General features: G+C 60.4%; 26 protein-coding genes. 23 read left to right on the top strand and 3 right to left on the bottom strand.

What is annotated here, in order from left to right:
* Positions 1-60: 60 nt before the first annotated feature.
* From AC1RCO_RS10435 to recX, 20 genes are all read left to right on the top strand, one after another.
* Positions 61-408, top strand: coding sequence for a phage tail tube protein (locus AC1RCO_RS10435; protein ID WP_011059564.1), 348 nt, complete (start codon positions 61-63; stop codon positions 406-408).
* Positions 405-701: a phage tail assembly protein gene (locus AC1RCO_RS10430; RefSeq protein ID WP_011059565.1), complete on the top strand. Its 297-nt coding sequence runs from the start codon at positions 405-407 to the stop codon at positions 699-701. The genes AC1RCO_RS10435 and AC1RCO_RS10430 overlap by 4 nt, the downstream gene beginning before the upstream one ends.
* A gap of 130 nt (positions 702-831) precedes the next feature.
* Complete coding sequence (locus AC1RCO_RS10425; RefSeq protein ID WP_492617681.1) at positions 832-2,430, top strand: phage tail protein; 1,599 nt, start codon at positions 832-834, stop codon at positions 2,428-2,430.
* A complete protein-coding gene (locus AC1RCO_RS10420) occupies positions 2,420-3,664 on the top strand; it encodes a DNA circularization protein (RefSeq protein ID WP_492617680.1) in 1,245 nt (414 codons plus the stop codon). Before AC1RCO_RS10425 ends, AC1RCO_RS10420 begins: the two co-directional genes overlap by 11 nt.
* A gap of 3 nt (positions 3,665-3,667) precedes the next feature.
* Positions 3,668-4,708 (top strand): phage baseplate assembly protein, encoded by a 1,041-nt coding sequence (locus tag AC1RCO_RS10415; RefSeq protein WP_015634366.1) that lies wholly within the window; start codon positions 3,668-3,670, stop codon positions 4,706-4,708.
* A gap of 109 nt (positions 4,709-4,817) precedes the next feature.
* Positions 4,818-5,324 (top strand): phage baseplate assembly protein V, encoded by a 507-nt coding sequence (locus tag AC1RCO_RS10410; protein WP_011059569.1) that lies wholly within the window; start codon positions 4,818-4,820, stop codon positions 5,322-5,324.
* A 2-nt stretch (positions 5,325-5,326) separates the two neighbouring features.
* Positions 5,327-5,725, top strand: a complete 399-nt coding sequence (locus AC1RCO_RS10405; RefSeq protein ID WP_011059570.1) for a phage GP46 family protein — start codon at positions 5,327-5,329, stop codon at positions 5,723-5,725.
* The gene (locus AC1RCO_RS10400) at positions 5,715-6,755 is read left to right on the top strand and encodes a baseplate J/gp47 family protein (RefSeq protein WP_015634369.1); all 1,041 of its coding nucleotides are present in this window, start codon (positions 5,715-5,717) and stop codon (positions 6,753-6,755) included. Before AC1RCO_RS10405 ends, AC1RCO_RS10400 begins: the two co-directional genes overlap by 11 nt.
* Positions 6,743-7,342, top strand: a complete 600-nt coding sequence (locus AC1RCO_RS10395) for a YmfQ family protein (protein WP_011059572.1) — start codon at positions 6,743-6,745, stop codon at positions 7,340-7,342. The genes AC1RCO_RS10400 and AC1RCO_RS10395 overlap by 13 nt, the downstream gene beginning before the upstream one ends.
* Before the next feature lie 15 nt (positions 7,343-7,357).
* Positions 7,358-8,980: a phage tail protein gene (locus AC1RCO_RS10390; protein ID WP_492617679.1), complete on the top strand. Its 1,623-nt coding sequence runs from the start codon at positions 7,358-7,360 to the stop codon at positions 8,978-8,980.
* Positions 8,977-9,453, top strand: a complete 477-nt coding sequence (locus AC1RCO_RS10385) for a DUF4376 domain-containing protein (protein WP_258611527.1) — start codon at positions 8,977-8,979, stop codon at positions 9,451-9,453. The genes AC1RCO_RS10390 and AC1RCO_RS10385 overlap by 4 nt, the downstream gene beginning before the upstream one ends.
* 331 nt (positions 9,454-9,784) lie before the next feature.
* Complete coding sequence (locus tag AC1RCO_RS10380; protein WP_258611528.1) at positions 9,785-10,882, top strand: phage tail protein; 1,098 nt, start codon at positions 9,785-9,787, stop codon at positions 10,880-10,882.
* On the top strand, positions 10,879-11,256 hold the full coding sequence (locus AC1RCO_RS10375; RefSeq protein WP_041116261.1) for a phage tail assembly chaperone: 378 nt from the start codon (positions 10,879-10,881) through the stop codon (positions 11,254-11,256). The genes AC1RCO_RS10380 and AC1RCO_RS10375 overlap by 4 nt, the downstream gene beginning before the upstream one ends.
* Before the next feature lie 50 nt (positions 11,257-11,306).
* Entirely contained in the window at positions 11,307-11,870 is a 564-nt protein-coding gene (locus AC1RCO_RS10370; protein ID WP_019093481.1) for a glycoside hydrolase family 19 protein, read from the top strand.
* Positions 11,871-11,977: 107 nt separating this feature from the next.
* Positions 11,978-12,493, top strand: a complete 516-nt coding sequence (locus AC1RCO_RS10365; protein WP_065364480.1) for a hypothetical protein — start codon at positions 11,978-11,980, stop codon at positions 12,491-12,493.
* A 69-nt stretch (positions 12,494-12,562) separates the two neighbouring features.
* Positions 12,563-12,739: a Com family DNA-binding transcriptional regulator gene (locus tag AC1RCO_RS10360; protein ID WP_080966908.1), complete on the top strand. Its 177-nt coding sequence runs from the start codon at positions 12,563-12,565 to the stop codon at positions 12,737-12,739.
* A gap of 18 nt (positions 12,740-12,757) precedes the next feature.
* The gene (locus tag AC1RCO_RS10355) at positions 12,758-13,120 is read left to right on the top strand and encodes a hypothetical protein (RefSeq protein ID WP_141679908.1); all 363 of its coding nucleotides are present in this window, start codon (positions 12,758-12,760) and stop codon (positions 13,118-13,120) included.
* 184 nt (positions 13,121-13,304) lie between these two features.
* Positions 13,305-13,805 (top strand): CinA family protein, encoded by a 501-nt coding sequence (locus AC1RCO_RS10350; RefSeq protein ID WP_011059578.1) that lies wholly within the window; start codon positions 13,305-13,307, stop codon positions 13,803-13,805.
* Between the two features lie 83 nt (positions 13,806-13,888).
* Positions 13,889-14,941: a recombinase RecA gene (recA, locus tag AC1RCO_RS10345; RefSeq protein ID WP_011059579.1), complete on the top strand. Its 1,053-nt coding sequence runs from the start codon at positions 13,889-13,891 to the stop codon at positions 14,939-14,941.
* Positions 14,942-14,949: 8 nt separating this feature from the next.
* Entirely contained in the window at positions 14,950-15,417 is a 468-nt protein-coding gene (gene recX, locus AC1RCO_RS10340; protein ID WP_492617678.1) for a recombination regulator RecX, read from the top strand.
* Positions 15,418-15,457: 40 nt separating this feature from the next.
* Here recX and AC1RCO_RS10335 read toward each other — a convergent pair whose 3' ends face one another.
* A complete protein-coding gene (locus AC1RCO_RS10335; RefSeq protein ID WP_492617677.1) occupies positions 15,458-16,576 on the bottom strand; it encodes an LOG family protein in 1,119 nt (372 codons plus the stop codon).
* 443 nt (positions 16,577-17,019) lie between these two features.
* Here AC1RCO_RS10335 and AC1RCO_RS10330 point away from each other — a divergent pair, with 443 nt between their 5' ends.
* Positions 17,020-17,214 (top strand): hypothetical protein, encoded by a 195-nt coding sequence (locus AC1RCO_RS10330; RefSeq protein WP_011059582.1) that lies wholly within the window; start codon positions 17,020-17,022, stop codon positions 17,212-17,214.
* Here the strand turns inward: AC1RCO_RS10330 and AC1RCO_RS10325 are convergent, their stop codons facing one another.
* Positions 17,215-17,640: a quorum-sensing-regulated virulence factor family protein gene (locus AC1RCO_RS10325; protein WP_011059583.1), complete on the bottom strand. Its 426-nt coding sequence runs from the start codon at positions 17,638-17,640 to the stop codon at positions 17,215-17,217. It lies immediately after the preceding gene.
* 191 nt (positions 17,641-17,831) lie between these two features.
* Here AC1RCO_RS10325 and AC1RCO_RS10320 point away from each other — a divergent pair, with 191 nt between their 5' ends.
* Positions 17,832-18,542, top strand: a complete 711-nt coding sequence (locus AC1RCO_RS10320; RefSeq protein ID WP_011059584.1) for a tRNA-uridine aminocarboxypropyltransferase — start codon at positions 17,832-17,834, stop codon at positions 18,540-18,542.
* On the opposite strand, the gene AC1RCO_RS10315 is transcribed toward AC1RCO_RS10320, so the two are convergent.
* Entirely contained in the window at positions 18,526-19,431 is a 906-nt protein-coding gene (locus tag AC1RCO_RS10315; RefSeq protein WP_011059585.1) for a DMT family transporter, read from the bottom strand. The genes AC1RCO_RS10320 and AC1RCO_RS10315 overlap by 17 nt on opposite strands.
* 238 nt (positions 19,432-19,669) lie before the next feature.
* Between AC1RCO_RS10315 and erdR the strand changes: the two genes are divergently transcribed.
* Complete coding sequence (gene erdR / locus AC1RCO_RS10310) at positions 19,670-20,320, top strand: response regulator transcription factor ErdR (protein WP_011059586.1); 651 nt, start codon at positions 19,670-19,672, stop codon at positions 20,318-20,320.
* Positions 20,321-20,382: the final 62 nt, after the last annotated feature.

The following is a 20,382-nucleotide window of genomic DNA, read 5'->3' as shown; positions in this document are numbered from 1 at the left end:
CCTGCATCGCTGCGCTTTTTCAGCCCGCCTTGAGCGGGCTTATTTTTTGGGAGAAACAACATGGGTCAACTGATAGCGGGCACCTGCTACGTCAAAGTGGACGGCGCTCAACTGACCATCAGCGGCGGCTGCGAAGCACCACTGATGGCCGTCAAGCGGGAAACCGTGGTTCCGGGCTTCTACAAGGAAACCGACCTCACGCCGTCGTTCAAAGTCACCGCGCTGCACACCCCGGACTTTCCGCTCAAGCAACTGATCGAAGGCGTCGACATGACCGTCACCTGCGAGTTCGCCAACGGCAAGGTCTACGTACTGGCCGGTGCCTACCTGGTGGACGAGCCTATTGCCAAGGGCGACGACGCCAGCATCGAGCTGAACTTCGAAGGGCAGAAGGGGACCTGGCAATGAGCAACACGGTGAAGCTGCAGGTGCCCATCGAGGCCCACGGCGAGCCCCTGGCCGAACTCAGCCTGCGCCGCCCGACGGTGCAGGAAGTGCGAGCGATCAAGGCGCTGCCGTACAAGATCGACAAGAGCGAAGAGGTCAGCCTCGACATGGACGTCGCGGCCAAATACATCGCGGTCTGCGCCGGCATTCCACCGTCCTCGGTGAACCAGCTCGACCTGGTGGACCTCAACGCCCTGAGCTGGGCGGTGGCGAGTTTTTTCATGAGTGCGGCATCGCAGCCATCGCCGACCTGATCGCTGTCGCCTATGACCTGGCCTGGTTCTGGAAGGTCGACCCCGAACAGATGATGGCCAGGCCACTGGATGTGCTCCGCGAATCCCTGGAGCACGCGCAACGGATCAATGCGATGCAGCAGGTGCAGTGATGGCAGACACACAAACCGTAGAGAAGAAGTCGGTGCTGTTGACCGGCATAGACCAACTGTCACCCAAACTCGTCGCCCTTCAAGGCAAGGTCGACTCGTTCAAGAAAAACCTTGAGCAGACCGGGCTGGGCAAGCTGGATATCAGCGGGCTGTTCAAGGGCGGCAGCCTGATCACCCCGTTTCTGGACGGGATCAAGGCCTGCGATGCGTTCAAGGGCAAGCTGGCCGAAGTCGGCGACTCCAGCGCGCCGGCTGATGCGGCCAAAGACATGAATGTATTCAGTCAGTCGATGGTCAAGGTGTCCTCGGCCATTGATGCCGCCCTGGCGCCGGCGGTGGGGGCGCTGGTGGTCGGTCTGGAGCCCATGCTCAACAGTGTGGGGACGCTGCTCGACGACAACCCCAAGCTGGTTGAGGGGCTGGCGATGGGCGCCATTGCCTTCTCGGCGATGCAAACCGCCGTGACCGGGGCGACCCAGGTGCTCGATCTGATGGGCACGGTGGCCAAGGCCAACCCGGTGATGTTGATTGCCATGGGCATTGCACTGGCCGCCGGGGTGATCATTGCCAACTGGACGCCGATCTCGGCCTTTTTCGTCAGCCTCTGGGAAGGTGTGCAGAGCTTCGCGGCTCAGGCGATGGAGGTGCTCAGTACTCTGTTTGGCTGGACGCCCCTGGGCATGCTGATTGGCAACTGGGGGGCGATCACGGCGTTCTTTGCCGGGCTCTGGGACAGTATCCAGGTGATGACGGCTTCGATCGTCGGCTTCCTCAAGGAGGTGTTCTCCTGGTCGCCTCTGGGACTGATCATCGATAACTGGGCTGGGTTGACGGGGTTATTCGCCTCTATCTGGGAATCCCTCAAGGCCTTGACAGTGCCGGCGATGGCCTTTCTAAAAGGCCTGTTCGACTGGGTGCCGATGGACATGATCTCCAGGAGCTGGGGGGCAGTCACCGGCTTCTTCGCGTCGATCTGGGCGGGGCTGCAACCGGGTATCGACGGGGTCAAGAAAGTCCTGCACACCCTGTTCGACTTTTCCCCGCTGGTGATCCTCTACAACAACTGGGGTGCGGTCACGGGCTTCTTCGGTTCGATCTGGGCCGAGTTGCAACCGGGTATCGACTCGATCAGGAAGGCCATCGAGGCCCTGTTCGACTGGTCGCCGATGGAGCTGATCATGAGCAACTGGGCGCCCATCGCCGATTGGTTTTCCGGGCTGTGGAGCCAGCTTCAAGCGCTGATGGTGCCGATCAAGGAGCTGTTCGAGGGCGGCTTCGGAGGGTTGATTGCCACTGTCACCGGCAAGGTCGAAGGCTTTACCGAGGCGCAAAAGCAGATCAACGCCGAGGGTAAAGGCGGGCTGGCATCACCCTTTGCCGCAACCCGGGGCGGCTCGCTGACCCAGGGCTCCAGTGCGCTGATCCAGCAGAACGCCGCGAACAACCGCACCCAACTCGAAGGCGGGTTGACCGTGCGCTTCGAAAACGCCCCGGCTGGCCTGCGCGCCGAACAGGCCACGACCAATCAACCGGGTTTGAACATCGCTTCGACCCTGGGCTATCGCTCACTTTCCCTAGGAGGTTCCCATGGCGGATAACTGGCGTGATCGTTTGTTGCCCGCATCCTTTCGCGGCGTGCCCTTCTGGGTCGACCAGGCGAAAACCCCGGTGGGGCAAAAAGGCCAGTTGCATGAGTACCCGCAGCGCGACCAACCGTTTTTCGAGGGCCTTGGCCAGCAGGCGAAAGTCCATGACCTGACGGCCTTCATCGTCGGCGCCGATTGCCTGGAGCAGCGCGACAGGCTGCTCAAGGCCCTGGAGGAGGGCAGCGGCGAGCTGGTGCATCCGTGGCTTGGACGGATGCAGGTCAAGGTCGGCGAGTGCGAGATGACCCAGAGCCGCCAGGATGGTGGCCTGGTGACCTTCAGCCTGAAGTTCTACCCGGACCAGCCGCTGCGCTTTCCTTCGGCGGTGGTCAATACCCAGCAGCAGGTACTGGTGGCCAGCGATACCTTGCTGGGCTCGGCGGTGCTGCGGTTCGAGTTCGCCACCAACCTGATCAAGCAGGCGCGGATCGGCGTGGATTCGCTGCGCAAGGGATTGACTGAGGTGTACGCGGTCATCGAACACGAGTTCAAGCCGCTGATCGAGTTCTATGGCGACCTCAACACCCTGGTCAAGGCGGTCAAGGAAATACCCAAGGAGCTGAGCACGGAGTTCAAGGGGTTGCTGGAGGATGTACGCGGGCTCAAGGATTTTGCCCGCACCGGCTATCGGCAGATGCTCGCCGATATTTCCCAGCAGGTGGAGGCGGCCAGGCGCATCGATGCGCCCAAGCTGACCACCGGCAAGGACACCACCGCGGCGGCCGAGGCGGTAGCGAACCTGGTCCAGGATGCGTTGCTGGTGCAGATCGCCCGGTTGGTATCGGCCTTGCCGGTGGCCACCCCGGTGGTCAAGCTCAAGAGCACGCCGCCCCTGGCGCAGCAGGCCAGCCAGCCGGTGCAGCGCCTGGAGGTGCCGGTGGCCGACGATGTACTGGCCCTGCGTGACCAGCTCAACGAAGTGATCTGGCAAGCCGCGCTCAAGGCCGACCCGATGCATTACCAGGCGCTCAACACCCTGCGCCAGCAACTGCAGGGCCATTTCAATGCAGTGGCTTCGTCCGGGGTACGGCTGGTCAGTCTCAGCCCCAAAAGCAGCATGCCGGCGCTGGTCCTGGCTTATGAGCGGTTTGCCGATGCGACGCGGGTCGGTGAAGTGGTACAGCGCAACCGGGTGGCCCATCCGGGCTTCCTGCCGCCGGCCGATCTGCAGATTGCGCGGGAGTGACCCATGGACGAACTGGCAAATATCGTCACCCTGACGGTGGACGGGCTGGACTACAGCGGCTGGAAAAGCGTGGAGATCACGGCAGACCTGGAGCGCCAGTTCCGCACCTTCAGCCTCAACATCACCTGGCAATGGCCGGGGCAGGATGGGCAGGTGCGGATCCGCCCGGGCGCTCGCTGCCAGGTGCGCATCGGCTGCGACCTGGTGCTCACCGGGCATGTCTACAAGGCGCCGGTCAGTTATGACGGCAGGCAGATCAGCCTGAGCATCCAGGGCAGCTCCCTGACCCAGGATCTGGTGGATTGCGCGGCCATCAACCGGCCGAGCCAGTGGCGCCAGCAGGATGTGCTGAGCATCGTCCGCGCCCTGGCCGGCTCTTACGGGGTGGGAGTGCGCAGCGAGATTGCACCCACCAGCAAGTTGCACACCCACAGCATCGTGCCGGGGGAGACGGTGTTTGCCTCCATCGACCGCTTGTTGACCTTGTACCGGGTGTTCTCCACCGATGACGCCGACGGCTACCTGCTGCTGGCGGCACCGGGCAGCGGCGGGCGCGCCAGCGATGCCCTGGAGCTGGGCAAGAACATTCTTTCGGCCAATGCAGCGATGGATTTTTCCGCGGTGTTTTCCGAGTACCGGGTGATCGGCCAGCACAAGGGCAGCGACCAGAGCAGCGGTGTCGCGGTCTGCGAGGTGTCTGGCCAGGCCAGCGATGCCCGGGCTTCGCGCAAACGGGTGACGGTGATCAACGAGGCGGCGCAACTGAGTGCGGAACTGGCTCAGCAGCGGGCTGACTGGGAGTGCGGCACCCGCACCGGCAAGGCGCTGACCACTACCTATCAGGTGCAGGGCTGGCGCCAGAGCAATGGTGATTTGTGGCGACACAACACGTTGGTGAGGGTCATCGACCCGGTGCTGGGTTTCGACCAGGACATGCTGATCTCCAAGGTCACCTGGTCGCTGTCCGACCAGGGCTCCATCACCACCTTGCAGGTGGCGCCGCCGCAGACCTTCGATGCCAACCCGACACCCGCAAAAAACTGAAACCTGCGCCCAACCGCAGGAGCCGGCTGGCCGGCGAAGGCACCCGGCACGAAACCGCGCAATCCCTGTTCGCCGGCAAGCCGGCTCTTCTCCCCCCAAGGAACCCAGCATGAGCCTACTGACACGCCTGTTGGCGCGGGGCACCGTGGTGCTCGCCCATTCGGCCAACAAATTGCAATCGCTGCAAATGCGCCTCACCGCCGGCGAGGTCAACGACGACATGGAGCATTTCGAGCCTTACGGTTTTACCAGCAACCCCCTGGCCGGCGCCGAGGGCATCGCCACCTTCCTCGGCGGCGATCGCTCCCATGGAGTGGTGCTGGTGGTGGCCGACCGGCGCTATCGCCTCAAGGCCCTGGCCGCCGGTGAAGTGGCGATCTACACCGACGAGGGCGACAAGATTCACTTCAAGCGCGGGCGGGTCATCGACATCGACACCGCCACCTTGAATATCCGCGCCAGCAGCGGCGTCATCATCGACAGCCCGACCCTGAGCATGAGCGGCAAGATCGTCTCCCAGGGCGATCAGGTCGCCGCCGGCATCAGCCAGATCAACCACGTCCACAGCGGCGTGCAACCCGGCCCGGGGCAGACCGGCGCGCCGGTGGGAGGTTAAGCATGTTCGCCACTTATGACCTGAAGAACGCCCTGACCCGGGCCGTGGAAATCAGCCTGTTCACCTGGCGCCGCGCCGCCGATGACGACGCCCTGGATGACGACCAGCGCTACGGCTGGTGGGGCGACAGTTTTCCCAGCGTGGCCGACGACCGTATCGGCTCGCGGCTGTGGCTGTTGCGCCGGGTCAAGCTGAGCCGGCAGACCCAGCTCGATGCCGAGTTCTATGCCCGCGAGGCCCTGCAGTGGCTGATCGACGATGGCCACTGCAACGCCGTGGAGATCATGACCGAGCGCCTCGATGCCCAGCGCCTGAACCTGCGCACGGTGCTGATCCTGGCCGACGGCGAGCGCCTGGACATCAACCCCATTCACAGTTGGCAGGTGACCTATGCCGTTTGAAACCCCTTCGCTGCCGGTGCTGATTCAGCGCACCCAAAGCGACCTGGCCAGCGATTCGCTGCGCCAGTCCGATGCCCAAGTGCTGGCCCGCACCCTGAGCGGTGCCGCCTTTGGCCTGTATGGCTACCTGGATTGGATCGCCGAGCAGATCCTTCCGGACAAGGCCGATGAGTCGACCCTGGAGCGCATAGCCGCGCTGCGCCTGAACCAGCCGCGCAAGGCTGCCCAGGCGGCCAGTGGCAGCGTCAGTTTCAACGCGGCAGCCGGCGCCGTGCTGGATCTCGGCACCCTGTTGCAAAGCAGCGACGGTCGCAGCTACACAGTGACCGCCGCGCGCACCACCAGCGCAGGCCTCAACAGCACCACGATCCAGGCCGTCGACGGCGGTACCCTGGGCAATGCCGATGCCGGCCTGGAGCTGACCGCGGTGCAGCCGGTGCAGGGCATCAGCAACTCGTTCACCGTCCTGGCCCCGGGCCTGAGCGGTGGCGTGGCCCGGGAAAGCCTCGAATCCCTGCGCTCGCGGGTGATCCGTTCCTATCGGATCATTCCCCATGGCGGCTCGGCGGACGACTACGAAACCTGGGCCATGGAGTGCCCGGGCATCACCCGTGCATGGTGCCGGCGCAATTACCTGGGGCCGGGCACCGTGGGCTTGTTCGTCATGCGTGACGACGACCTGCAGCCGATTCCCAATGCCGAGCAGCTGGCGCGGGTTCTGGCCTATATCGAGCCCTTGCGCCCGGTAACCGCCGAGGTGCATGTGCTGGCGCCAGTGATACAGCCGGTGATCTACCAGGTGCGCCTGACCCCCGACACCAGTGCGGTGCGGGCCGCGGTCGAGGACCAACTGCGCGACCTGCACAGCCGCGAGGCCGGCCTGGGAGAAACCCTGCTCTTGAGCCACATCCGCGAGGCCATCAGCAGCGCCACCGGTGAACAGGATCACCGCCTGCTGGCGCCGCTGGCCGATGTGCCGGCAAGCAGCAACCAACTGCTGGTATTTGGAGGTTGCCAATGGCTGCAATAAGAAGCGCCGCCCAGTACCAGGGCCAGCTGCGCAGCCTGCTGCCCAGCGGCCCGGCCTGGGACCCGGAACGGGTGCCGGAGCTTGAACGGGTGTTGCAGGGCATCTCCCAGGAGCTGGCGCGCATCGACGCCCGGGCCGTGGACCTGCAAAACGAAATGGACCCGGCCAGCGTCAGCGAACTGGTGACGGATTGGGAAAAGGTCATGGACCTGCCCGACCCCTGCCTGGGCCTGACCCCGCTGTTCGAAGACCGGCGCCTGGCCGTGCGCCGGCGTCTGTTGGCGGTGGGCAGCCAGCGTGCCGCCTACTTCGTCGAAATCGCCCGCAGCCAGGGCTATCCCAATGCCAGCGTCACTGAGCTGAGTACCCCGCGCATGGGCCGCTCACGCTTTGGTCACGCGCATTTCGGCACCTGGCGGGCGAACTTCATGTGGACCCTCAATACCGGCGGCCGCCTGCAACTGGGCCGGCGCTTCGGCGCCAGCTATTGGGGCGAACGTTTTGGCATGAACCCGGGCAGCGCCCTGGAGTGCCTTATCCATCGCAGTACACCGGCGCATACACAGGTGTACATCAACTATGACTAGAGAAGACAAGAACAAGTGGATTATCCGAAAAGTGTTCCCAGCGTAGGGCTGGTGAACGGGAAGTTTGTTGACGAGAACCCGGTGACCGGGCAAGTCGGCTCACTGATTTCCTCTGAGTGGGGAAACGCGGTTACCGACGAATTGCTCAACGTGATTCGTGCGGGAGGGGAAGAGCCGGCCGAGGCCGAGCATGACCAGTTGCTGGCGGCGATCAAGGCGATCGTGCGTGATTCGATACCGCCGGAGAAGATTCGTACTACCCTGGCCGAGTACGGGATCACCGATGCCTATACCAAGTCGGTGACCTATACCAAGGCGGAGATCGAGGCGCTGTTGAAGAACATGTCAGCCTTGCCGGTGGGGGCGATGGTGCCGTTTCCCAAGGGTACGGTGCCGGCCGGATTCCTGGAGGTGGATGGCAGTGTGCAGAGTGCTGCGACCTATCCGGACCTGGCGGCTTACCTGGGGACTGCGTTCAATACCGGAGGCGAGGGTGCGGGGAATTTCCGGTTGCCTGAGTCGCGGGGGGAGTTTCTGCGGGGTTGGGATCATGGGCGTGGGGTTGATGCTGGTCGGGTAATTGGTAGCGAACAGCAGGATGCGTTGCAGAACATCACAGGTGAATCATCAACGTTTCCCACAGGAAGCACCGCGCCGCTAAACAGTACTGGGGCGTTCAAAACGAATGCTCGATCCGGTGTACCTACTGGTATTGCTGGAGGCGGGGCGTGGAGTTCCGCATCCTTTGACTTTGATGCAAGCCGAGTGGCTAGAACTTCTACAGAAACCCGGCCTCGCAACCTGGCTGTTATGTGGTGCATCAAGGCCTGGAACGCCCCGATCAATCAGGGAAACATCGACATCGCTGCTCTCGCGGTTGATGTTCGTAATGCACAGAAAAACGCTGTTGTCGGGATTTGCAAAGGATTGAAGGCTTCGGCCTCCGGGCTCGGTTCAACTGTCAATGTGATGGCCGATCAACTGGTGGTTGGCAACGATCTCTCATTCAAGACAGTCAGTGACGTGAATCTCGTCATCAACGCTACGACTGTCGGCGCCAATGGACTCGACAGCGGGCTGCTGACCGGTTCCACCTGGTACAGCGTCTGGGTGATATGGGGAGGTACGGGTGTTGCAGGTTTACTCTCGCTCAGTGTGAAAACTCCAGTATTGCCTGCCGGTTACACCCACAAGGCCCGAGTCAGCTGGACGCGAACCGACTCCACGGCCAACAGGTTTCTACTGTCGTTTATCCAGGCGGGTAACAGCGTTCAATACAAGGTTGTGCCTGGCTCCAATGTGCCTAATCTGCCGGTCATGGCCTCCGGGGTTATCAGCCCGGCTGCAGATGTCGCCGTGTCTGCCTTTGTTCCACCAACGGCAGCAAAGATTTCACTCACTGCCGGTACCAACAATGGTTACGTTGGCTTTGCTCCAAGCAGTGCCTATACCGCGCAGGCGCTTATCTACTTGAATACCGCAGCGCTCAACGCTGCTCCCTTTGTTGGTGGTTTCAACCCTTCGTCGCCCGTACCTACTGCCAATGGACTGTTTTTGCTGGAAGGGCCAACGATTCGTTTTGGCTCTTATGCCGCGACAGGTGTTTTGCAATGTATTGGATGGGAGGACAACCTATGAATGGTTTTGCAGTTCGAGCCGATGGCCGGGGTTGCAGGGCAGTGGACAGTGTCGATCAACTGTTGGACGGGGAAATTTTTTCTGCTGAGTACCCGACGCTTGCGGTTGCCAGCGCTGACGTGTTGATGCTGATTGCCAATGAGCGATTCAAGCGCGAGGAGGCTGGCATCGTTGTTCAAGGCCTGGCTATTCAAACCGATCGTTCGAGTCAGGCGAAGCTCACTAGAGCCGCCGTCAGGGCGAGTCGAGATATCAGCTACCTGATTCATTGGAAACAGAAAAACGGCGCCTTTGTACAACTCGATGCGTATCAGGTGCAGGCCTGCGATAGCGCTGTCGATGCCTATGTTCAGGCCTGTTTTATCCGCGAGAGCGAGTTGGTCGCCGCGGTCAATGCCGGCGTGTATGAAGCCAGGATGCTGGAGACTGGTTGGCCGGCCATAGCTTTCAGCGCAGTGCCTGACTCCATTTAATAGTGGTGCTCTGACGTTTTAAGTTTTTACGAATAACCAGTTCAAAACCTCCTGATTCTCTGAACAGTGCCTAAAGGCATTGTTTCGGACTTCTCGTTTTCTAATGAGGAGCCCCATCTTTCTTACCCTTTGATAAATCCCGACGCCGATATCACCGGTTAGTTGTCGGTGGCGACTTTGTTCGCCATCGACATTACCGGGGATGGCGCCCGGGCGAGTTGATGAGCACAGCACATTGAGATCGTTCCAGGTCCTGGCCTGGAGTCTCTGATTTATTGCCACGCGCCGAGCTTGAGCCGGCGCGTTTCAATTACAACTAGAGGACAGACGAGTGGATTATCCAAAGAGTGTGCCCAGTGTCGGGCTGGTAAATGGGAAGTTTGTCGATGAAAACCCGGTCACGGGGCAAGTGGGTTCACTGATTTCTTCCGATTGGGGTAATGCAGTGACCGACGAATTGCTCAACGTGATTCGTGCGGGAGGGGAAGAGCCGGCCGAGGCCGAGCATGACCAGTTGCTGGCGGCGATCAAGGCGATCGTGCGTGATTCGATCCCACCGGAGAAGATCCGCACCACCCTGGCCGAGTACGGGATCACCGATGCCTATACCAAGTCGGTGACCTATACCAAGGCGGAGATCGAGGCGCTGTTGAAGAACATGTCGGCCTTGCCGGTGGGGGCGATGGTGCCGTTTCCCAAGGGCACGGTGCCGGCCGGATTCCTGGAGGTGGATGGCAGTGTGCAGAGTGCTGCGACCTATCCGGATCTGGCGGCTTATCTGGGGACTATGTTCAATACCGGGGGTGAGGGGGCGGGTAACTTCCGCTTGCCTGAGTCGCGAGGCGAGTTTTTGCGGGGTTGGGATCATGGGCGGGGGGTGGATGCTGGGCGGGCGGTAGGCAGCTGGCAGGCCGATGAGTTCAAGAGTCATACACACTCAGTGAAGGACAGCTCGAGTGCTGGAAATGTGTTTGATTCTTGGGTTTATGGTGATACTGGAAATGGAGTCACCGACGACGAAAATCTAAAAACCAATCCAACAGGCGGAATTGAAACCCGCCCTCGCAACCTGGCGGTTATGTGGTGCATTAAGGCCTGGAACGCTCCCATCAACCAGGGGAATATCGACATTTCCGGTCTGGCTGCAAACGTTTCAGCGTTAGAGGCCCGACCTCGGGGCTTGGGTGATGGACAGGCCTGGCAGAATGTTACGGCCAGTCGCGTTTCAGGCACTGTCTACACCAATACTACGGGGCGCCCGATTCAAGTTCAGGCATCTATTACGACCGGAGCGGTTACTGCAACTTGCGGTGGTGTGGCCGTGGCAACTTCCGCCTATCACGCATCGTTCGTGGTGCCGGTCGGAGCAACTTACTCAGTAACTTTTGGTAGTCCAGTCAATCCAGTTTGGTCGGAGTTACGTGCATGAAGTATTTCCATAATCCCGAGACAAACCGTGTCCATGCTTACGATGACGATGCTCCCGCGCATTTCATATCCAGCCAGTTGATCCCGATGTCCGAAGAGGAAGTTCGGCTCCACATAGAAAGCGCGACGGCGCCGTCACCTGTATCGGTAGGAGAGCGTGTCTGGCGTGATTCAGCACTGGATTCGGTGAGGTGGTTGCGTGAGCGGCACCGTGATCAGTTGGAGATCGAAGTACCTACAACGCTTGCCAGTGCACAGTTCAAGCAACTGCTTGTGTACATGCAGGCCTTGCGTGACTGGCCGCAATCGCCGCACTTCCCCGATTCTCAGTACCGCCCTGTCGCGCCATCCTGGGTTACTGAACAAACTGAATAAACGCCCCGTACCGCCGGGGCGTTTTCTTATCCGACCTGCAAACACTGACCATGCCAATAACCGAAGAACAACTGCTGCAAATCATGCCTAACGCCCGCCGCCAAGCGGGCGTTTTTGTTTCTCCACTCAACACCGCCATGGCCAAGCGGCAGATCGATACGCCGAAGCGCCAGGCGGCCTTTCTGGCTCAGATCGGACACGAATCCGGGCAGCTGCAATACGTACGCGAACTGGGCAGTGATCAATACCTGAGCAAGTACGACACGGGCCCTCTCGCCGCGCGCCTGGGCAATACCCCCGAGGCGGATGGCGACGGCCAGCGGTATCGCGGGCGCGGGCTGATCCAGATCACCGGGCGCAGCAACTATCACCAGTGCAGCCTCGGGCTGTTTGGCGATGAGCGCCTGCTGGAGTTGCCGGAGCTGCTGGAGCAAGCGCAATGGGCCGCCGAGTCGGCGGCCTGGTTCTGGGAGCGCGGTGGGCTCAATGCCCTGGCTGATCGCGATGAGTTCAACAGCATTACCCGGCGGATCAATGGGGGCCTGAATGGCTTGCAGGACCGCCTGCAACTCTGGGCCAGGGCGCGGGCGGTGCTGTGTTCGCCGGTGGTGTGAGGGCTGCCGTCTGAAGGTCCTGCGGACCTTTTCGCAGCCTGCGGCAGCGGCTACAGGTTTTTTTGGCAGGCTGGGTGACTCATTTCCTGCCCGCCTCAGGAGGGCTGATGAATATCCGTGGCTGGCTGGCCATCGCTGTGGCGGCCGGGTTGCTTTATGCACTCGGCTACGTCAGCGGTGCCGGCAGTGAGCGCAGTAACAACCAACGCCTCGATGAGGCTCGTCTCAAACAATCCTTTGAACAAGGCCGGGCCCTGGGCACGGTCAGGGAAAAGGTGGTGGTCGAGTACGTCGACCGTATCGTCAAGGTCTATCAGGCGGGCGCCACCATCACCAAGGAGGTTCCTGTCTATGTTTCGAAAGCGGCTGATAGATCCTGCGTTGTGCCTGCTGGTTTTGTCCGGGTGCACGACGCCGGCGCCGCCAACCTGCCCGTGGCCGGAGGCCCCAGCGTCACTGATGGCGCCGCCTCGGGCCTTGCACTCTCTACCGTCGCCGCCAGCGTCGTCGACAACTACAGCGAATGCCACGCCAATGCCGAGCAATTGAAGGCGTTGCAGCGGTGGGTGCGCGAATCCCAGGCTGTGCTGGGGGGCGCTTCGACAGCCGAGCAACGGCACTGAGAGTAAAGGGACACAACGTTGCCCATAAGTACGGGGTAACAGTCAGGACACCATCAAACGGATGTGCCGATGCTAAAAGAGTGCAGATGCGGTCATTGCAAAAGACTTCTCGCCCGAGTGGGTGAGTTTACCGAGCTCCAGATCAAATGCTCCCGATGCGGGACCTTGAATCATGTGAAGGCTACGAGCCTCGAGCAAACGCCTTTGAGCGATATGAATGCGGATTCTCCGCGCACAATCACTTGACCTAATAAGGTGTAAAAAATGGACGCAGTACCAGTTGGTAACCACTTCGTATCGATTTACCCAATTCCCAGCGGTGTAACTACCATCGTTGACCCGGCCTCTAACACTAACGGAGTTATCATTCGCACGGGTTATATCGCCCCTTCGAATGGAGCTGTTGACGTTTATTGTGGCGTCACCGCACCGAAAATTGTTGGTGATAGAACTGTGCCGATTATCTTCTCTGGTAACGGGAACAGCGCCGCTGGATCGCATTCTGAGGTGGTGTTGCCCTATCCGCTCTTTGTTCCAGCAGGCAAGGGCCTGTGGCTCGGTACTTCAGTGCCTGCAACTACTCCGCGTCCGGCAGGTATTGCCCTGACCTGGGACTTGCTGGCTTGAATCAGGCGTAGCGCTTTGAGCCCTGCCTTTGCCTTCGTGGCAAAGGCTTGGGTTGTAAATTTATTGAGAATTTTGGCAAGAGTTCAGGTTTTGGAAGGTTGTTTAGTCGCCCTACGGCTTGTCACTTGCAAGCCACCTCGCCTGGTGTACGGTAAGCACACGCCAGCCCCATCAGGAGAGGATTGTGAAAGAAATCACCCAGCTTGCCGCTGAACTCGGCAGGCGTTTGCAGGTTCTGAATGCCCACGTCACCACCGCAGAGTCCTGCACCGGGGGAGGCATCGCCGAGGCGATCACGCGGATCCCTGGCAGTTCGGCCTGGTTCGAGGCCGGTTATGTCACCTATTCCAATCGCCAGAAGACCCTGCAATTGAATGTGCCGGCCGATTTGTTCAATTCGGTCGGCGCTGTCAGTCGTGAAGTGGTCGAGGCCATGGTCCGGGGGGCACAGGCCAGGAGTCATGCGCATTTTGCCGTGGCGGTCAGCGGTATCGCCGGGCCGGATGGCGGTTCTGCGCAGAAGCCTGTGGGCACTGTGTGGCTGGCCTGGGGGGCGGGAGAGACGCTGACCACCGAGTGCCGGCACTTTCCGGGGAATCGCGATGAGGTCCGCCGACAAACGGTGAAGGCCGCGCTAGAGGGGTTGCTGCAACATGCTGCGGCAGAAATCGCAAATCAGGGGTAGGCGATCCTCGAGCGCTGTGGAATAATACTGGCTACTTATACAGGTGTTGGCCGTCAGGCCTTATTGATTACGTGAGGACTTTAATGGACGACAACAAGAAGAAAGCCTTGGCTGCGGCCCTGGGTCAGATCGAACGTCAATTCGGCAAGGGTGCCGTAATGCGTATGGGCGATCACGACCGTCAGGCGATCCCGGCCATTTCCACCGGCTCTCTGGGTCTGGACATTGCTCTGGGCATTGGCGGTCTGCCAAAAGGCCGTATCGTTGAAATCTACGGCCCTGAGTCGTCCGGTAAAACTACCCTGACTCTGTCGGTTATTGCCCAGGCGCAGAAAGCCGGTGCCACTTGTGCGTTCGTCGATGCCGAGCACGCACTGGATCCGGAATACGCCGGCAAGCTGGGTGTGAATGTTGACGACCTGCTGGTTTCCCAGCCGGACACCGGCGAACAGGCCCTGGAAATCACCGACATGCTGGTGCGTTCCAACGCGGTTGACGTGATCATCGTCGACTCCGTGGCGGCCCTGGTGCCCAAGGCTGAAATCGAAGGTGAAATGGGCGACATGCACGTGGGCCTGCAAGCCCGCCTGATGTCCCAGGCGCTGCGTAAAATCACCGGTAACATCAAGAACGCCAACTGCCTGGTGATCTTCATCAACCAGATCCGCATGAAGATCGGTGTGATGTTCGGTAGCCCGGAAACCACCACCGGTGGTAACGCGCTGAAGTTCTACGCTTCGGTCCGTCTGGACATCCGCCGTACCGGCGCGGTGAAGGAAGGCGACGAAGTGGTGGGCAGCGAAACCCGGGTCAAGATCGTCAAGAACAAGGTGGCTCCGCCATTCCGTCAGGCCGAGTTCCAGATTCTTTACGGCAAGGGCATCTACCTCAACGGCGAGATCATCGATCTGGGCGTGCTGCATGGCTTCCTGGAGAAATCCGGTGCCTGGTACAGCTACCAGGGCAACAAGATCGGTCAGGGCAAGGCCAACTCGGCCAAGTTCCTGCAGGACAACCCGGAAATCGGCAACGCGCTGGAGAAGCAGATCCGTGAAAAACTGCTGACTGCATCGCCAGACGTCAAAGCCAACCCGGTCAAAGAGACCGAAGACGATATGGCCGACGCTGATATCTGATTGATCCAATGACCGCCGTACTCGATACCCTCGTCGCGGTGCGGCGAACCGCAATGGACCTGCTCGCAAGACGCGAGCACGGTCGTGTCGAGCTGACGCGTAAACTGCGTCAGCGCGGCGCCCCTCCTGAAATGATCGAAGCAGCCCTTGACCGTTTGACGGAAGAGGGCCTGCTGTCCGAATCCCGTTATCTCGAAAGCTTTGTTTCCTATCGTGCACGGTCCGGTTACGGGCCCGTGCGTATTCGCGAAGAACTGGGCCAGCGCGGCTTGCAGCGCAGCGATATTGATCTTGCGCTGCGCGAGTGCGGTATCGATTGGCAGGAACAATTGCGTGACGTCTGGCAGCGCAAGTTTGCCGGGCGGTTTCCTGTAGATGCTCGAGAGCGTGCCAAGCAAGGGCGTTTCCTGAGTTATCGCGGGTATTCCATGGACATGATCAGCCGCTTGTTGAGTGGCCGAGGCATGGACGACTGACGCCGTACCCGCTGCATAACGCAGCGGGCTAGGGCTGGGGTCAGTTGGCTTTGCTGGTTTCTCGTGCCCGTTGCGTTGTTTGGGGCTGAGGCCTGGCCCAGTTTTCCGGCAGGTTGATGAAGTCGATCAGCTCGCGCAGGCGACCGTTGTCGCGAGCATTGAAGGCGAATGACAGCCGCGCCAGATGGCTGAACTGCACTTCGTCGTGTTCCTCCCCGCTGTAGGCATGCTGTTGAAACTGGCCACTCAGGCACAGGTCGGCGAATGCTGTCTGCATCTGCTCCAGCGCCTGCTCATTGAGGTTGTAGTTCATGCGGATGACGAACTGTTGCTTGAGCCAGCGGCTGGAGTGGAAGTTGGCATAGAACTGCTGGATTTCCTGCACCGCTTCTTCAGTGCTGTGCACCAGGCGCACCAGCTTCATGTCACTGGGCAGAATGTAGCGATTGGCTTCCAGTTGGTTGTGGATGAAGTCCAGGGCGCCTTGCCAGAACTGTCCACCCGGCATGTCCAGCAGTACCACGGGTACCAGCGGGCTTTTGCCGGTCTGAATCAGGGTCAGTACTTCCAGGGCTTCATCAAGGGTGCCAAAGCCGCCAGGGCAAAGCACCAGTGCGTCGGCCTCCTTGACGAAGAACAGCTTGCGGGTGAAGAAAAAGTGGAACGACAGCAGCTTCTCCGTACCGCCAACGGTGGGGTTGGCATGCTGCTCGAAAGGCAGGGTGATGTTGAACCCCAAGCTGTGCTCCAGGCCTGCACCATCGTGGGCGGCGGCCATGATGCCCCCGCCGGCCCCGGTAATGACCATCAGATCCGAGCGGGCCAGGGCCGCGCCCAGCTCTCGGGCCATGGCGTATAGCGGGTGTTCACTGGGGGTGCGTGCCGAGCCGAAGACCGTCACTTTGCGTCGGCCCTTGAACTGTTCCAGGACACGGAAGGCGTGCTCCAGTTCGCGCAGGGCCTGCAGGGTTATCTTGGCATTCCAGCGATTGAGGTCATCCTCGGCCATGCGCAGGACGGTGAGCACCATGTCGCGGTAAAGAGGAAGATTCGGGCTGTTGGGGGCTATCTGGTTGAGTTGCGCTTCGACCTGGTTCGTCAGGTCGACACCGTTGCTCTGAAAATGACGACTTAACAGGTCATTCGATTGGTAAGGCATTCAGCTTCTCCTTCTGCACAGAACCTTGCGCACGATCGAGATATTCGAATGTGCCACGACACTGCCTGTGTCGCTGTCTACTCAGCCCAGCGAATGAGCGAATTTCCGGACCCGATCACAGCTGATAATCGCTGGGCAGTGTTGGGGTCATCCACAGAGGTCCTGCTTTCCTTTATTTGAGAACATTTGCACAGCAAGACGCACAAGGACGGCCTCCTCAACCGTCCGCAAGCCGTTTCGGACATGGCTTGATCATGTGCTCATAAAGTCTTGGCTGGCAACCGCTTGTTCGCGGTTTTCCCCAGGCTGGCACCGCTGGTCAGGAGGGGCGGCAAGGGATGACGGCTCTGATTTACTAAGGTGCAGCGTCTGGCGCAGGAGCAGGGGCCGGAGAGAGGCAAGCGGGTTCTGGGCCATGCAGGCCCAGAGCAGGGAGGCAGGGGATGACCATTGTCACGCTGGAGATTGATCCGCAGTTGTATCAGCTGCTGCAAGCCGCCGCCGCTGACCATCAAATAAGCCTGGAGGATGAGTGCCGGCGCCGATTGGCAGCACAGGAGCGGCCATCGCGATACCTACAGGCCCTGGTCGCCGAACTTCGCGCCGATGATCAGCAGCGGCGCGCCGCTCGTTCGTGATTACTTTTTCTTGGGCGTGCTTTGCGCCGGGCAATCCGACTCCTGAAAGCGCGCCGAGGCCACTGGGCGATTGGTGCGGTTTTCAGTGAACTCGTAACGCATGATGGCGCCTTTGGCCATCAGCTTGCGGTAGTTGGGATTGCGGCAGACGCTTGCCCCAAGCTGCAGGTAGACCGCCTTGGGATTGGCGCGCATCTGCTCGGCATGGCCAGACTGCACGCTGAGGTGGTTGATCAGTTCCTTGCCTTCAACGGTATAGCCCTGGTCGAGAATGTTCTCGTTGATTTCCCGAGGAGTGCCGACGTTGCTTTCCGCAGCGACCTTCTCCAGCATTTTGCCCAGTTCGAATTCTTGCAGGGACGCAGCTTGGGCACCCAGGGGCAGGGCCAGCAGAAGGGCGACGGTAGGAATGGTAAAGCGCAACATGAAACTCTCCTGGTGCAGTGACTGATGCTTCGACCAGCCACTCGACTGTGCGTTCAGTGGCGACGAATTATAGGGGGAGAGGCCGCAGGGCGGTACAGGTTTGAACAGATAGCTCTGATAAACTTGTCCGACTTTTTACCCTCTTGAGTGTTTGTCGTGTTGATTTCTGTTTCTTGCTGGCATGTCCTGCGATGAGTCATGCGGTTTCCCGTCTACGTGATCTGCGGATGGCGCGCGTGGCCAAGCCCTTTTTCGCACGCGGCTCACGGGCTGAACGCTGCCCCCGCTGCCGAGTGATTCCCAGCCATTGCCTGTGTGCCTGGCGACCGAAAGTCGTTGCCCGGTCAGCCATGTGCCTGGTGATGCACGACGTCGAACCGCTCAAGCCGAGCAATACCGGTTGGCTGATTGCCGATGTGATCGGCGACACGACGGCGTTCAGCTGGTCGCGTACTGAGGTCGACCCGCAACTGCTGGCGTTGCTGGCCGACCCGCAGTGGCAGCCCTATATCGTGTTTCCGGGCGAGTTCGTCGCGCCCGAACGGGTGGTCAGCGAAGTCAGGCAGGAGGAGGGCAAGCGGCCGCTGTTCATTCTGCTGGACGCTACCTGGAGCGAGGCGCGCAAGATGTTCCGCAAGAGCCCTTACCTGGAGCACTTGCCGGTTCTCAGCCTGTCCCCGGAGAAGCTCTCGCGCTACAAGCTGCGTCGCTCCAAGCGTGATGATCACTTCTGTACCGCTGAAGTGGCGGCGTTATGCCTGGAACTGGCCGGCGATGAGCAGGTCAGCCAGGTACTGGATGCCTACCTCGATGTGTTCAGCACCCATTACCTGTCAGCGAAGTTCCAGAAGGCCATCGATCCGGATGACGATGTGCATGCCCGGCTCAAGCCCTTTGTGTAGTCGTGCTGGAATGAGGCTTTTGTGGCCATAGCTGGGCTACCAGCATGCCGCTGAGCATCAGCGCGCAGCCGAAGTAGCCGCGGGCCTGCAGCGACTCATCCAGCAACCAGGCCCCGGCAATGGCGGCAAATACCGCTTCCAGGGACAGAATGATTGCCGCGTGAGAGGCGATTGCGTCCTTTTGGGCAATCACCTGCAAGGTGTAGCCGATACCGACGGCCACCACCCCGCCATAGAGAATGGCCGGCCCGGCGCCGACAATCGCTTCCCAGCGAAGCGGTTCCAGGCACAACGCCAGGATCAGGCTGACCACCGCGCAGGTAGCAAATTGCAGGAACGCCAGGCGAATCGGGTCATGACGGCCGGCGAAAACCCCCACCAGAATCACGTGCCCACCCCAGACGAAGGCGCCAATCAACTGCAGCCAATCTCCCGAGGCAACGTGGAAGCTGTCGCTGACGCTCAGCAGGAACATGCCCACCACCGCCAGCACGGCGCCGAGCCAGGTACCCAAGCCAGTCTTGTGGCCAATCAGCAGCCCCAGAAGCGGCACTACAATGACATAGAGCCCGGTGATGAAACCTGCATTGGTGACGGTGGTGAACATCAGCCCCACTTGTTGCAGATTGATGCCCAGGGCCAGGGCCAGCCCCATGAGTACGCCGCCCAGTAGCAGCCCACGATTGAGCAAGGGTTCGGGCTGACGATCCGTGGGTGTTTTACGCAGCACCAGCGGCAAGAGGCAGAGTGAGCCCAGGGCGAAGCGCAGGCCGGAATAAAGGAAGGGGCCGATATGATTCATACCGGAAGTTTGTGCGACAAACGCCGAGCCCCAGATCACCGCGGTAATCAGCATCAGGACATCGGCACGCAAGGCTTGGCTGCGCATGATGGCTCTCTTATTAGTTAGCCAGCTAAGATGCCGCAAAGCTTCACGCTTGACCACCCTGGCTTGGCTGGGCATGCTTGGCGCCGATTAGGGCGCCGGCGCTGTTTGAACCACTGTTTTGCTCAGGCTTTTCGCGGCGTTCGTGCTCTTTGGGTGCGGTATTCTGGCGTGCCTCCGTGTTGCTTTGGTGAGGGCTGAATGCATCAGTCCTGCCATGAAAAACAGGATCATTTGAAAAATGGCCACATACGAAATCCTGATTGCCGATGATCACCCGCTTTTTCGCAGTGCACTGCATCAAGCTGTCACCTTGGGCCTGGGCCCCGATGTGCGTCTGGTGGAAGTGGCAAGCATTGCCGAACTGGAAGTGCGACTCACCGAAAAATCCGACTGGGATCTGGTCCTGCTGGACCTGAACATGCCCGGTGCCTACGGTTTTTCCGGTCTGGTGCTGTTGCGCGGGCAGTACCCGCAAATTCCGGTGGTGATGGTTTCGGCGCAGGAAGAAGCCTCCGTCATGGTGCGCTCCCGAGAGTTCGGCGCCAGCGGTTTCATTCCCAAGTCCAGTTCCCTGGAAGTCATCCAGCAGGCCGTGCGCAGTGTGCTCGACGGTGATGTCTGGTGGCCGCCCCAGGCGTTTGAAGAGGTCAGTGTCTCAGCCGAAGCCAAGGCCGCCAGCGAAGGCCTGGCTAGCCTGACGCCCCAGCAGTTCCGGGTTCTGACCATGGTTTGCGAAGGGTTGCTGAACAAGCAGATTGCCTACGAACTGAGCGTGTCGGAAGCCACGATCAAGGCCCACGTGACGGCGATCTTCCGCAAGCTCGGGGTGCGTACCCGGACCCAGGCAGCGCTGCTCTTGCAACAACTTGAGTCAATTTCCAGCCATTAACCGGCTGTTTGTTCACGCTTTTTTGACTTTGGTTGAACTAGCTTCCCCACTTCTTTTTCTTC

The organism is Pseudomonas sp. GW823-FHT03E05 (assembly GCF_058796855.1).
This window is presented reverse-complemented; position numbering and strand designations above follow the sequence as displayed.